This is a genomic window from Erwinia sp. B116 (assembly GCF_002865965.1).
Lineage (GTDB): Bacteria > Pseudomonadota > Gammaproteobacteria > Enterobacterales > Enterobacteriaceae > Erwinia.
Genome location: NZ_JRZZ01000029.1, coordinates 1 through 12,782, shown reverse-complemented (window position 1 = coordinate 12,782; position 12,782 = coordinate 1). Strand labels below are relative to the sequence as shown.

The 12,782-nt window shown below is 59.4% G+C and carries 10 protein-coding genes and 1 tRNA gene; 6 read left to right on the top strand and 5 right to left on the bottom strand.

Annotation, left to right across the window (positions count from 1 at the left end; all coding sequences use genetic code 11):
- Positions 1-33 precede the first annotated feature (33 nt).
- A complete protein-coding gene (locus tag NV64_RS17035) occupies positions 34-336 on the top strand; it encodes a helix-turn-helix domain-containing protein (RefSeq protein ID WP_056233022.1) in 303 nt (100 codons plus the stop codon).
- A gap of 34 nt (positions 337-370) precedes the next feature.
- Here NV64_RS17035 and NV64_RS17030 read toward each other — a convergent pair whose 3' ends face one another.
- Complete coding sequence (locus tag NV64_RS17030; RefSeq protein ID WP_255354406.1) at positions 371-736, bottom strand: hypothetical protein; 366 nt, start codon at positions 734-736, stop codon at positions 371-373.
- Between the two features lie 87 nt (positions 737-823).
- On the opposite strand from NV64_RS17030, the gene NV64_RS17025 reads away from it, so the two are divergent.
- The 4 genes from NV64_RS17025 to NV64_RS17010 all read left to right on the top strand — a co-directional run bounded on the left by NV64_RS17025 (position 824) and on the right by NV64_RS17010 (position 6,093).
- Positions 824-2,461 carry an ABC transporter substrate-binding protein gene (locus tag NV64_RS17025; RefSeq protein ID WP_233209022.1) on the top strand — a complete coding sequence of 546 codons (1,638 nt, stop codon included), beginning with the start codon at positions 824-826 and terminating at the stop codon, positions 2,459-2,461.
- Between the two features lie 139 nt (positions 2,462-2,600).
- Positions 2,601-3,617: an ABC transporter permease gene (locus NV64_RS17020; RefSeq protein WP_101506392.1), complete on the top strand. Its 1,017-nt coding sequence runs from the start codon at positions 2,601-2,603 to the stop codon at positions 3,615-3,617.
- Positions 3,614-4,456 carry an ABC transporter permease gene (locus tag NV64_RS17015; RefSeq protein ID WP_101506391.1) on the top strand — a complete coding sequence of 281 codons (843 nt, stop codon included), beginning with the start codon at positions 3,614-3,616 and terminating at the stop codon, positions 4,454-4,456. The genes NV64_RS17020 and NV64_RS17015 overlap by 4 nt, the downstream gene beginning before the upstream one ends.
- Positions 4,453-6,093 (top strand): ABC transporter ATP-binding protein, encoded by a 1,641-nt coding sequence (locus NV64_RS17010; RefSeq protein WP_056233014.1) that lies wholly within the window; start codon positions 4,453-4,455, stop codon positions 6,091-6,093. Before NV64_RS17015 ends, NV64_RS17010 begins: the two co-directional genes overlap by 4 nt.
- A gap of 276 nt (positions 6,094-6,369) precedes the next feature.
- Here the strand turns inward: NV64_RS17010 and NV64_RS17005 are convergent.
- Positions 6,370-6,445, bottom strand: a tRNA-Asn gene (locus tag NV64_RS17005).
- A 305-nt stretch (positions 6,446-6,750) separates the two neighbouring features.
- Here NV64_RS17005 and NV64_RS17000 point away from each other — a divergent pair.
- Positions 6,751-7,872, top strand: coding sequence for a Gfo/Idh/MocA family protein (locus NV64_RS17000; protein WP_056233012.1), 1,122 nt, complete (start codon positions 6,751-6,753; stop codon positions 7,870-7,872).
- A gap of 853 nt (positions 7,873-8,725) precedes the next feature.
- Here the strand turns inward: NV64_RS17000 and NV64_RS16995 are convergent.
- Genes NV64_RS16995 through NV64_RS16985 form a run of 3 tightly spaced genes read right to left on the bottom strand, consistent with a single transcriptional unit; the run spans position 8,726 to position 12,217 of the window.
- Positions 8,726-9,748 (bottom strand): ABC transporter permease, encoded by a 1,023-nt coding sequence (locus NV64_RS16995; RefSeq protein WP_162237182.1) that lies wholly within the window; start codon positions 9,746-9,748, stop codon positions 8,726-8,728.
- A gap of 28 nt (positions 9,749-9,776) precedes the next feature.
- Positions 9,777-11,261: a sugar ABC transporter ATP-binding protein gene (locus NV64_RS16990; protein WP_056232909.1), complete on the bottom strand. Its 1,485-nt coding sequence runs from the start codon at positions 11,259-11,261 to the stop codon at positions 9,777-9,779.
- 32 nt (positions 11,262-11,293) lie between these two features.
- Entirely contained in the window at positions 11,294-12,217 is a 924-nt protein-coding gene (locus tag NV64_RS16985) for a sugar ABC transporter substrate-binding protein (protein ID WP_056232911.1), read from the bottom strand.
- Between the last annotated feature and the right edge of the window lie 565 nt (positions 12,218-12,782).

The window sequence follows — 12,782 nt, the reverse complement described above, 5'->3', positions numbered from 1 at the left end:
AACTCGCCGTTAACAATCACAAGGAGTAGCAAGATGGGCAGAACGCTGGAACAGCTGCTGGCAGATGAAAAGCCAGAAGTGGTGGAGCAGGCAGAAGGGATCGCCGCAGAGATGCTGCTGAATATTCACCTGGCAGAGCTGCGCGAAAAAGTACAAAAAACTCAGGTGGAGATGGCCGCCGCGCTGGGTATTAAACAGCCGACCGTCGCGGGTATGGAAAAGCCAGGGCGCGATCTCAAACTCTCTACCCTGAAACGCTATATCGAAGCGGCGGGCGGCAAACTTCGGCTTGACGTTGAACTGCCGGACGGTTCGCACTTCGCTTTTGCCCTGTAAGCAAAAGGCCCGGCCGGTTGGGCCGGGCTGACGATCAGAATGGCCCCCACTTGATCGCCACGCCACTGCTCAGCATCACGATGCAGATAACAAACCACACCGCCACGACCGGGCCGACAAAGCGCAGCCACTTGCCGAACGGAATACCGGCGGTGGCCAGCACCGCCATCAGCACCCCGGAGGTGGGGCTGATGCAGTTCACAATGCCTTCACCCAGCAGCACCGTCTGCACCATCACCTGACGTGTCAGGCCAGGGTTGTCACCGAGCGGTGAGAAGATCGGGATCAGCAGCGCAGATTCACCGGAACCGGACGAGATGCCGAAGTGCATCAGCGCAGCGCTGATAAACATGCCAATCGCCGCCGCCGATCGCCTGAGGGTATATCCGCACCGTGGCACAGGATAGGAAGTATTGATATTTAGCGCTCGCCGCCTTTTATGGAACTATCCAGAAAAACTCTGGTTAAAAAATAAAAGGATAGGGACGTGCAACAAGGCCATCGTTACGCTTCACTGTTTCACTCGTTCCGGCTGCGCCGCCTCGCGCTGCCGCTGCTGTTTGCCGGGGCGCTCAGCGCCTGCGACCAGCCGGATGCGGCCAGCACGGCGGATGCAAAACCGCTGACGCCGGTCTCCGGCGGCAAACTGACCCTCGCCATTGATACCGACCCTAACTGCCTCGATCCGCAGCAGGCCGGCAACAACAACTCGCTCAACGTCGGCCGGCAGATCACTGACTCGCTGACCGATCAGGACCCGCAGAGCGGCAAAATCGTTCCCTGGCTGGCCAGCGCCTGGCAGGTCAGCGACGATAACCGCCGCTTCACCTTTACCCTTCGCGACGGCGTGACCTTCAGCGACGGCACGCCGTTTACCTCCGCCTCGGTGAAGGAGAACCTGCAGGCCATCGTGGCGTTAGGTGCCCGCGCTTCGCTCGGCTCCACCTATCTGAAGGGGCTGACCGGCGTGGAAACCCCGGACGCGCAGCACGTCACCGTAGTGTTTGCCCAGCCCAACGCCCAGTTCCTGCAGGCGACCTCGACCATGAGCCTCGGCTTTTTCGCCAGTAAAACGGTGCAGGCGTCGGCGGAAGCGCGCTGCCAGGGCGAACTGATCGGCACCGGGCCTTTTGTCGTCTCCGCCTTTGTGCACAACCAGAAGGTGGACCTCACCCGTCGCAGCGGCTATCAGTGGCCGTCGTCGCTGGCGCAGCACCAGGGTGAAAGCTACCTGGAAGCGATCGAGTACCGGGTGATCCCGGAGTCCGGCGTGCGCTTCGGCAGCCTGGTCTCGGGCCAGCTGGATCTCAACGCCGGCGTCACGCCGCAGGATGAGCCGCTGATCCTGGCGAAAGATCTGCCGATTATCGCCCGCGCCAACCCCGGGGTGGTCTACAGCCTGTTCCCTAACCAGTCAAAGGCGCTGATGGCGGATAAAAACGTGCGTCAGGCGCTTAACCTGGCCATCGACCGCGCCGCGCTGCAGCCGATCCTGTCGCGCTACCAGTCACCGGCCAGCTCGGTGCTGGCGAAAACCACTCCGCTGTACGAGGACCTCAGCGGCCAGCTGAAGGCGGATCTGCCTGCGGCGAAGGCGCTGCTGGAGCAGGGCGGCTGGCAGGCCGGCGCTGACGGCATTCGGGTTAAGGACGGCCAGCGGCTGAGCTTTACCGTCAGCTACTGGCAGTCGGCTCCCTTTATTGAACTGGTGCAGCAGCAGCTGAAGCTGGCCGGCATTGAGATGCAGCTGGAGAAGACGCCGATTGCCCAGGTGGTGGCCCGCCAGGCCAGCGGCAGCCTGGTCGCCGAGTTTTACAACCTGACGCGTTCCGATCCGGACGTGCTGCGCACGGTGTTTGACGCCAGCCCGGGCGGGCGCAACGTCAATAAACGTGCCGCGAACGCCATCGATACCGCGCTGTACCAGTCCAGCCAGACGCTGGATACCCAGCAGCGCCAGGCGCTGATTAGTGAAGCCGCGCGCGGGCTGATCGCCGACGGTGACGCTATTCCGCTGGTCGAACTGTCGACGGTGGTCGCCACCGGCAGCAACGTGCACGGCTTCCGTTTTGACGCGTCGTCACGCTTCCAGCTGTACGACGCCTGGCTGGCACCGAAATCCTGAACCGGGGCGGTAACGCGGAAACGGGGAATGGTGGGAGATAACCGATAAGTGCCAGAGAACGGTGAAAACCGAGGGTAAGCACCGATAAGTGCCAGAGACTGGTGAGAACCGAGCGGTGACAATCGAGGAGTATCAACCGATGAGTGAGAACAGTGCGCAGCCGGCACCGCCGGATCCTTTTGTGGCCAGCCGTGCGCCGCGCCCGCAGCTCCACTGGCTGCTAAAGCGGGTGCTGATGAGCCTGGCGGTGCTGTGGGCGGCGTATACGCTGACCTTCTTTATCCTCTATATTCTGCCGTCCGATCCGGTCACCATCATGCTCAACCAGGGCGAGCAGAGCACGGTGGATATTGCCCAGCTGAACGCGCTGAAGGCGCAGTACCACCTCGACCAGCCGTTTTATCTGCAGTACGCCTGGTCGCTGTGGGACCTGCTGCACGGCGATCTGGGCAGCTCGATCGTCATTGGCAAGCCGGTGACCGTGCTGCTGTTACAGGCGCTACCGCCGACCCTGCTGCTGGCGCTGTGTGCGCTGGTGCTGGCGCTGCCGCTTGGCGGCGGGCTGGCGGCGGGGATCAGCGTACTGCCGGCCGGTCGGCTGAAGGCGGCGCTGCTGGCGCTGCCGTCGCTGGGGGCGGCGTTGCCGACCTTCTGGCTCGGGCTGCTGCTGCTGCAGGCCTTCTCCTTCAGCAACGCGTGGTTTCCGGCGATGGGCAATCAGGGCTGGCGGTCGCTGGTGTTACCCGCGATAACGCTGGCGCTGCCGACGGCGGCAACGCTGGCACAGGTATTAAATCGTTCGCTGAGTGAAGTGTGGCGCAGGCCGTTTATCGACGCGCTGCGGCTGAAGGGGGCGGGCACGGCGCACCTTCTGTGGCGGCACGTGCTGCCCAACGCGGCGATCCCGCTGCTGACGCTGACCGGGATGATCTTCGGCCACCTGCTGGCCGGCGCTGTGATCACCGAAACCATCTTCTCGCGCGAAGGCGTCGGGCGGCTGGCGCAGGGCGCGGTCTCCACCCAGGATATTCCGCTGGTGCAGGGGGTGGTGCTGACCGCCGCGGCGATCTTTGTGCTGGTCAACTTTATCGTCGATCTGCTCTATCCGCTGCTAGACCCGCGGATTAGCCACGCTTCGGCCGGAGGGGCACGATGAGCCTGATCTTACCCGGCGAACGCCGACTGAGCAGCCGGCGGCGGCTGGCCGTCACGCTGTGGCTGAGCCTGCTGGTGCTGCTGCTGGTGGCGCTGTGGGGCATCGCTCCCGGCCTCTTCGCCGGGCAGGACCCGCTGGTCGGGGTGCCGCAGCAGGCGCTGCAGCCGCCCTCCGCCGCCCACTGGTTTGGCACCGACCATTTAGGCCGCGACATTTACAGCCGCACGGTGTCTGGTACCGCGCTGACCCTGCAGGCGACGCTGTTTTCGGTGGCGATTGCGCTGCTGGCCGGGGCCGGTATCGGGGTGACCGCCGGTTACGCTGGCGGCCGCACCGATCGCCTGTTTATGCGGGCGATTGACGTGCTGATGGCCATTCCCAGCCTGCTGCTGGCGATGGCCATCGTCACCGTGCTCGGCTTTGGCACGCTGAATATCGCCGTAGCCGTCGGGCTGTCGTCGGTGGCGACCTTTGCCCGCCTGGCGCGCGGCGAAGTGCTGCGCAGCAAGGTGAACCTGTTTGTCGAGGCGGCGCGGGCCGGCGGCGTCAGCCATCTGACCATAATCCGCCGCCACATTATCCCGCACGCGCTGGCACCGGTGCTGTCGCTGGCCGCGCTGGAGCTGGGCTTCGCCCTGTTGTCGGTGTCGTCGCTGAGCTTCCTTGGCTTTGGCGCACCGCCGCCGCAGCCGGAGTGGGGGCTGCTGGTCGCCGAAGGGCGCAACTACATTGCCGCCGCCTGGTGGTACACCACGCTGCCGGGGCTGATGATCGTGCTGGCGGTACTGGCCACCAACCGGGTGGCGGGCTTTATTCAGGACCAGGCGGAGGAACGATGAGCCAGACCCTGCAACAGATTAATCAGCCAGCGCTGCTGAAGGTTGAACAGCTGAGCATTGACTATGCGCTGGCGGACGGCCAGACGCTGCGCGCCGTCGACGGCCTGGATCTGCAGATCGCCGCTGGCGAGGTGCTGGCGATCGTCGGCGGCTCCGGCTCGGGAAAATCCACCACCGCCTCGGCTCTGGTGGGCCTGTTGGGCAGAAGCGCCCGTCGGGTGAGCGGCGCAATAACCCTAGGCGGCCAGCCGCTGGAAAACGCCAGCCAGCGGCAGTGGCAGCGGCTGCGCGGGCTGGAGATTGGCTTTGTGCCGCAGGATCCGGCGCAGGCGCTGAACCCGATTCAGACCATCGGCACGCAGATGCGCGAGGCGCTGACCCTGCACGGCGTGCCGAAAAATCAGGCGGCGCTGCGGGTGGAAAGCCTGCTGGCCGAGGTCGGGCTGAGCGACGCGCAGCGGGTGCTGCACAGCTATCCGCACCAGCTCTCCGGCGGCATGCGCCAGCGCGTGCTGCTGGCGATGGCGATGAGCCACCACCCTAAGCTGATAATCGCCGATGAGCCGACCAGCGCGCTGGACGTCAGCGTGCAGAAGCAGGTGCTGGATGCACTGGATGAGATGGTGCGCGGCAGGGGCATTGCCCTGCTGCTGATCACCCACGACCTGCAGGTGGCGCTGGAGCGTGCCGACCGGGTGCTGGTGATGCAGCAGGGTAAGGTGGTGGAGAGCGGCCCGGCCGCCGCGCTGTTTACCCAGCCGCGCCACCCTTACACCCGCCAGCTGCTGCAGGCCTCGCCGGCCTTCTTCGCGGTGCCGCCGCGCCGGGCGGTTAAGACGCAACAGGTGCTGCTGCGCGCCGAAGGGCTGGTGAAAAGGTTCCCGGCACAGGGCGGTCGCGGGCTGTTTACCGCCGTCGACGGCGTCTCCTTTCCGCTGCTGCGCGGCACCACCACCAGCCTGGTGGGCGAATCTGGTTCGGGCAAGTCGACCACCGTGCGCCTGCTGCTCGGGCTGGAAACCGCGGATGCCGGGCGGATAGAATTCGACGGTCAGGACGTCAGCCACCCCTCGCGCGCCGAGCGCCACGCGTTTCGCCGTCGGGTGCAGGTGGTTTATCAGAACCCCTATGCGTCGCTGAACCCAAAACTGACTCTGGAAGAGATTATCACCGAGCCGCTGGAGGCGTTTCGGATCGGCGACCGCCGCAGCCGCCGCGCGCGCGCCGCAGAGCTGATGGACAGCGTAGAGCTGCCGCAGCGCCTGCTGGCATCCCGGCCGGGGGCGCTATCCGGCGGCCAGCGGCAGCGGGTGGCGATCGCCCGTGCGCTGGCCATTGCGCCGGAGCTGGTGGTGCTGGATGAACCGGTATCGGCGCTGGACGCCGCGGTGCAGTCGCAGATCCTGACCCTGCTGGACCGCCTGCAGCGCGAGCTGGGGCTGAGCTATCTGCTGATCTCCCACGACCTGGCGGTGATCCGGCAAATCTCCGACTACGTGGTAGTGATGCAGCGCGGGCGGGTGGTCGAACAGGGCAGCGCGGAGACGTTATTTACCGACCCGCAGGCGGCGTACACGCGGCAGCTGTTAAGCCATGTGCCGGGCGGAGGAGAGAGACGGCTGAGCGACGTTAGCTGAGCAGGCGATCTCCAGTCTGCCTGAGCCGCTCCATCACGGCGACCACATCATCTCCCCGCCGCCCCCGATCGACCTGGATCGTGGTCACCGAATATGCTTTGGGTGCTACGTCACAACCATTGGGAATAGCAGAATAGACATGAGCTGAATCTCTGCCTGTGGAGCTGCAAACCAGGCTGCCGGGTATCGGGCACCGAACCGCTTAGCGGGAGTTAGCAGGTGATGCCGATAAAGCAAAAACCCCGCTCAGGTTTCCCTGAGCGGGGTTTTCAAATTTGGCTCCTCTGACTGGACTCGAACCAGTGACATACGGATTAACAGTCCGCCGTTCTACCGACTGAACTACAGAGGAATCGTGTGAACGGGGCGGATATTATCGGGGTGTGGGGGGGATGTCAAAGCCTGATCTGAGAATTTAGTTCAACTGCTGAATTAATCATCATTTTGTCGTGGTTTTATGCTTTTCAGACTTTTTATCTGTGTTTTGCGCCTTGTCTGGCAGCCTGTAGCACGCGTTGCAGTGCTGTTGCAGGTTTTTTCGCAAGCGCGATCACGATTACTCTCTTTTCAGTTTGAGTTGGCGATAAACGGAATATACATTCCATCCCAGTTGCACGTTTATTTCATTTTTGTAACCCCTACGCTTAAGGACCCACCATGCAAAAAGTCAGAATCGGATTGATCGGCACCGGCTATATCGGACGTTGCCACGCCATTGCTTACGCTCAGGCACCGACGGTGTTTAACCTGAAAGGCGAGCTGGTGCGCGAGATGGTGGCGGAAGTTACCCCGGAGCTGGCGCGGGAAAAGGCGGAGGCCTTTGGCTTTAACCGTTCCACCGGCGACTGGCGTGAGCTGGTGGCCGATCCAGACATCGACGTGGTCGACATTTGCGCGCCAAATTTCCTGCATAAAGAGATGGCGCTGGAAGCGATTCGTCACGGCAAGCACGTCTATTCTGAAAAGCCGCTGGCGCTGGACGTGGCGGACGCCGAAGAGATGGTGCGTGCTGCACAGCAGGCCGGAGTGAAAACGCTGGTCGGCTTTAACTATATGAAGAACCCGACCAGCCAGCTGGCGAAAGAGATCATTGCCCGCGGTGAGATCGGTGAGGTGGTGCACTTCTATGGCACCCACAATGAAGATTATCTGGCCAATCCGTCCACGCCGCTGGACTGGCACTGCCAGAAGGCGCTGGCCGGTCTCGGCGCGCTGGGCGATCTGGCGGCGCATATCGTCAATATGGCGCACTATCTGGTGGGCAATATCGACCAGGTGAGTGGCGATATGATGACGGTGATCAAACAGCGCCCGGATCCGAAGAACCCGGCGGTGCTGCGCGACGTGGAGAACGAAGATCAGGCCAGTGCGCTGCTGCGTTTTAACAACGGCGCGCACGGCGTGATTGAAACCTCACGTATCGCCTGCGGCAGCAAGATGGGGCTGACCTACGTGGTCACCGGCACCAAAGGTACGCTTCGTTATACTCAGGAGCGTATGGCGGAGCTGGAGCTGTATATCCACGATGAGCCCGCCGGCCGTCAGGGCTTTAAAACTATTCTTACCGGCCCGGCGCACCCGGATTATGCCAATTTCTGCATCTCTGCCGGGCACGGTATCGGCTTTAACGATCAGAAGACCGTGGAAGTTCGCGATCTGATTAACGGTATCGCGGCCGGTGACCGCATGTGGCCCGACTTCGCCGAAGGGCTGCAGGTGTCGAAGGTGCTGGAAGCGATCGCCGTATCGGCGGCTGAAGGGCGCTGGATTAACGTCTAATCAGAGCGAAACAGGGTTGCTGGTCGCTTCAGATTTTGGGGCCCGGCTAATCGGGGCGTGGCTTTTGGGCCGGGTCGCTTCGGGTTCAGGTGCCTGGCCTGTCGGGGTGTGGCTTTAGGGCCGGGTCGCTTCGGGTTCAGGTGCCTGGCCTGTAGGGGTGTGGCTTTTGGGCCGGGTCGCTTCAGGTTTTGGTGCCCGGCTAATCGGGGTTTATCCGGAACGCGGACACGCCAGTAACGTCCCTGGGCTCTGCCGGGCACCTCTCTGTGCCCGAAGGTCCGCTTATCCGGATAAACCCCGATTGCCTGTTATTTTCTGCGTCGCTGTTTTAAAACCAGACAAAAAAATCAAATAAACCTAATCAGACCAAATCAGACCAAGTCAGACAGATTCCACTACTTAATCTTCGGTATCCTGCCGAACCCGAACCCGAACCCGAACCCGAACCCGAATACGAATCCGAACCCGACACCGAAAGCCACGCCTTAAGACAGCAACGCAACAGCCAACAGGGAGGACGCGGGCGAAAAGGTTAGCCGGGCGTGCGGCGCAGGGAGCGCCGCCCGAGCTTACATGGACGTACTTGCAGCGTCCCGGCGTTCTTTTCGCCCACGGCCGAACCCGCCACCATAACAGAAAGCTGCGCCTTTAAGACAGCAACGCAACAGCCGAATCCACCACCAGAACAGAAAGCCACGCCTTTAAGACAGCAACACAACAGCCGAACCAAAGCTACGCCTTTAAGACAGCAACGCAACAGCCCACCCCGCCATCAGAGCAAAAAGCCACGCCCTTGAAAGCAAAACAGGGTGCTGCACATACGCGCAGCACCCTGTTGTTGTTCTTTTAAGACTTAACGTTTCTTACGGTTACGGTACATATCGATGGATACCGCCGCCACGATAATCATCCCTTTGATAATGTCCTGCACGTAGGCATCCACACCGACAAAGGTAAAGCCACTCTTGATCAGGCCGAGGATCACCGCGCCAATCAGCGTACCGGTAATGCGCCCCACTCCACCCATCAGGCTGCTGCCGCCGATCACCGCTGCGGCAATCGCATCCAGCTCGTAAGAGAGGCCCATGCTTGACTGACCGCTGCTGACGCGTGCCGCCAGTACCACCCCTGCCAGGCCAGAGAGTGCGCCGGCAATGGTGTAAACGATGATCAGATATTTGTTTACGTTGATGCCGGATACTTTCGCCGACACCATATTGCCGCCGATAGCGTAAACGTATTTGCCATAGCGGGTGTGCTTTAGGGCGATATGGAACAGCACCGCCACCACCAGGAAGATAATCACCGGCATCGCACCCTGACCAATGGCGGTGAAGCCGTCTGACAGGAAGCTGATAGGGTTACCCTGGGTGTAATACTGTGCCAGGCCGCGGGCAGATACCATCATGCCGAGGGTGGCGATAAACGGTGGAATACCGGTTTTAGTAATCAACACACCGTTGAGAATACCGCAGATTAAGCCGACGGCGATCCCTGCGCCTATCGGCAGGACCGCAGGCATATTCACCAGCGACGGGAACATCGGCGACAGGCTGTCAGAGGTTTGCGCCAGCGAGGCCGCGACCACGGCGGACAGGGCGATAACCGACCCCGACGAGAGGTCAATACCGGTGGTAATAATGACCTGCGTAACCCCTACCGCGATAATACCGATAATGGCAACCTGCAGAACGATCAACACCAGACGGTTCGGGTTTAGCAGGAATGACTGATCGCGAACATACCAACCGAAGGCTTCAAAGATCAGCGCAATGCCGACCATTACAACGAAAATACCGGTATCTTTAGGCATTCTGCCTTTCAGACTGCTGAAGAAAGAAGGCGTTTCAGCGTGCTGTTGCGTTGTCATTTTCATATCACTCATATGTGTTTACCTTTCGCCCTTACTCGGACGCCAGCGACAAAATAGTTTCCTGGTCAGCATCTTCTTTATTGAGGATGCCGGTAATACGTCCGCCGTGCATAACCATCACCCGGTCGCTCATGCCGAGAATTTCCGGCAGCTCTGAGGAGACCATAATGATTGCCACGCCACGGTTCGCCAGTTCGCTAATCAGGCGGTAGATCTCCGCCTTAGCACCGACGTCGATACCACGGGTAGGTTCGTCAAGGATAAGAATTTTCGGTTGTGCCAGCAGCCAGCGCGCAATCAGCACCTTCTGCTGGTTACCGCCGCTCAGGTTATTAATAATCTGGTCCATGGTCGGCGTCTTAATATTCAGGCGCTTAATCTGTTCCAGACAGTCTTTGGCCATCTGTGAGTGACTGACAAAGCCCGCGTTAGCGCTGTAGTTGGTCATCTTCACGATACTCATGTTCTCCAGTACCGACAGCACCAGGAACAGGCCGGACTTCTTACGGTCTTCGGTCAGGAACGCCAGCCCTTTGTCGATCGCCGTGGCCGGCGAGTCGATGCGGGTTGGCACGCCGTCGATGAGGATCTCACCGCCGTCGATTTCGGTCATACCAAACAGGCTTTCCATCACTTCACTGCGGCCGGCACCCACCAGCCCGGCTACGCCGAGGATCTCGCCGCGGCGCACGTTGAAGTTGATGTCGTGGAACACGCCCTGACGGGACAGATTACGCACCGTCAGAACGTCTTCACCAATGTTGGTATCAAATTTCGGAAACAGCTGAGTCAGCTCGCGACCCACCATCTGAGTGATCAGCGACTGACGCGTGTAGAACGACGTCTCGTTGCTGGCCACCCAGGTGCCGTCACGGAATACGCTGACCTCGTCGGTAATGGTAAAGATCTCATCCATCTTGTGGCTGATATAGATGATTGCTTTACCCTGCTCACGCAGATCGCGAATGATGGTGAACAGATGCGCCACTTCGGTTTCCGTCAGCGCCGAGGTCGGTTCATCCATAATCACGATATCTGAATTCCAGGAGACCGCTTTGGCGATCTCCACCATCTGCTGGGAGGCGATACTGAGATCGCCAACCATTTGTTCAGGGCGCAGACGGATATTCAGCTTAACCAGCAGATCTTTGGTTAAACGGTTGAGCTTACCGTGGTCAACGAAGCCGAGTTTCATCGGTTCGCGACCGAGCCAGATGTTTTCGGCGACCGTCATATGCGGTACCAAATTAAGCTCCTGGTGGATCATTGAGATTCCCGAACGCAGTGCATCCAGCGTATCGGCAAACTGCACAGGCTCCCCTTTAATGCGGATTTGCCCCTCATCGGGACGGTAAATCCCGATCAGGCACTTCATTAAAGTGGACTTTCCTGCGCCATTCTCACCCATCAGGGCATGCACCGTTCCCGGCTTAACGCGCAGTGACACGTTATTTAATGCTTTAACACCCGGGAAAAACTTACTGATGCCTTCGGCTTCTAGCGCATATGCGGACATTTAACACCTCCGTACAACTGTTTCGGCTACGGTTATTTAAGGTTCTTATCGGTGAACTGCGTGTAGTTATCTTTAGTGATCAGCTGATATGGGATCAGCACGTTTTTCTCAACTTTCTCGCCTTTAATCAGTTTCACAGCGGTCTGTACAGAGCCGGCACCCTGGCCTTTAGCATCCTGGAATACGGTGGCGACCATCTTGCCGTTCTTAATCATCTGCAGCGCGTCCGGAGTACCATCCACGCCGGCAATCAGGATATTGGTCGGGTTTTTGCCCAGCGCCTGCAGCGCACCAATCGCCATTTCATCGTTGTTAGAGGCAATCGCCTGGATATCGTCACCTGCCGTCAGCCAGTTACTGACCACGTCTACCGCGTCGTTACGGGTAAATTTCGCGGTCTGCTCCTGGGTGACTTTCAGGCCAGGGTACTTAGCCACTACCGCCTTCACGCCTTTAGTACGGTCACGGGTGGCTTCGTTCGCCAGGTCACCGAGCAGGATTGCGACGTTACCTTTATAGTTAAGACGCTTCGCCAGTGCTTCCATCTGCAGGCGGCCGGCCAGTTCAGAGTCGGAACCTACATAGGCCATTTTGTCGGTCATGGCGGTGGCCGGTTTACGGTTGACGAAGATCAGCGGGATACCGGCTTTGGTGGTCAGGTCAACGATCGGCTTGACGGCGTTAGTATCAACCGGGTTAACGATCACTGCATCGACGCCCTGGCCGATAAAGTTTTGTACCTGTTGCAGCTGCTGTGCCACGTCGCCCTTCGCATCTTCGATTTGACCTTTAACGCCTTCGGTCTTCATTTCGTTAGTGATGGAGTTGCGGACGATAGTCAAAAAGTTGTCGTCAAACAGTGCCATAGAGACGCCAAGCTGCACCTCTTTTGCATAGCTGGAGACCGGTAACATACACACTAACAGTGACGCTAAAATTGTCTTTTTCACGTTCATGGCGGAGCCCTTTTATCGTTAGCATGCGCAGGCTGGCTGATACGACGAATGAAAAATATCTTTTACATTCACTCAACATCACCGACGACTTAATTAAAATGTAGGGGGTTATTATCTCGGGTCTATCTTTTTTTCCGATCGCCTGAGCGTCAGAATTTTTGTATTTTTTACAACAAGTTGAAAACCTGCCACTGCCAGACTTTCTCCCTTACTGTTCCACGTTGCCGCAAAACAGTTCTTTTGTTTCATAATAACGTCATTTGAAACTTTCGCTATGAAACCACCGAAACGCATGTTTTAAAATCAGCAAATAACAAAAATTTGACACAGCTCTAACATCGCTCAGCTAATCGCTGGAAAGTGGGATCTGGCGCAAGAGATTGAAGATTGCCCGCTAACGTTAAAAAAGCGACAGGTTGCTGTTTTTGGCAGCAAACGCATCGGGAATGTGGAAATGGGCTTTGACAACGGCAGGCCATGCCGTTAACATGCGCCCCGTTCACACGATTCCTCTGTAGTTCAGTCGGTAGAACGGCGGACTGTTAATCCGTATGTCACTGGTTCG

What these genes read in the sequence shown, in the direction of transcription:
- NV64_RS17035 (WP_056233022.1), top strand. Translation starts at nt 34, where the DNA reads ATGGGCAGAACGCTGGAACAGCTGCTGGCAGATGAAAAGCCAGAAGTG.
- NV64_RS17020 (WP_101506392.1), top strand. Translation starts at nt 2,601, where the DNA reads ATGAGTGAGAACAGTGCGCAGCCGGCACCGCCGGATCCTTTTGTGGCC.
- NV64_RS17015 (WP_101506391.1), top strand. Translation starts at nt 3,614, where the DNA reads ATGAGCCTGATCTTACCCGGCGAACGCCGACTGAGCAGCCGGCGGCGG.
- NV64_RS17010 (WP_056233014.1), top strand. Translation starts at nt 4,453, where the DNA reads ATGAGCCAGACCCTGCAACAGATTAATCAGCCAGCGCTGCTGAAGGTT.
- NV64_RS17000 (WP_056233012.1), top strand. Translation starts at nt 6,751, where the DNA reads ATGCAAAAAGTCAGAATCGGATTGATCGGCACCGGCTATATCGGACGT.
- NV64_RS16995 (WP_162237182.1), bottom strand. Translation starts at nt 9,748, where the DNA reads ATGAAAATGACAACGCAACAGCACGCTGAAACGCCTTCTTTCTTCAGC.
- NV64_RS16990 (WP_056232909.1), bottom strand. Translation starts at nt 11,261, where the DNA reads ATGTCCGCATATGCGCTAGAAGCCGAAGGCATCAGTAAGTTTTTCCCG.
- NV64_RS16985 (WP_056232911.1), bottom strand. Translation starts at nt 12,217, where the DNA reads ATGAACGTGAAAAAGACAATTTTAGCGTCACTGTTAGTGTGTATGTTA.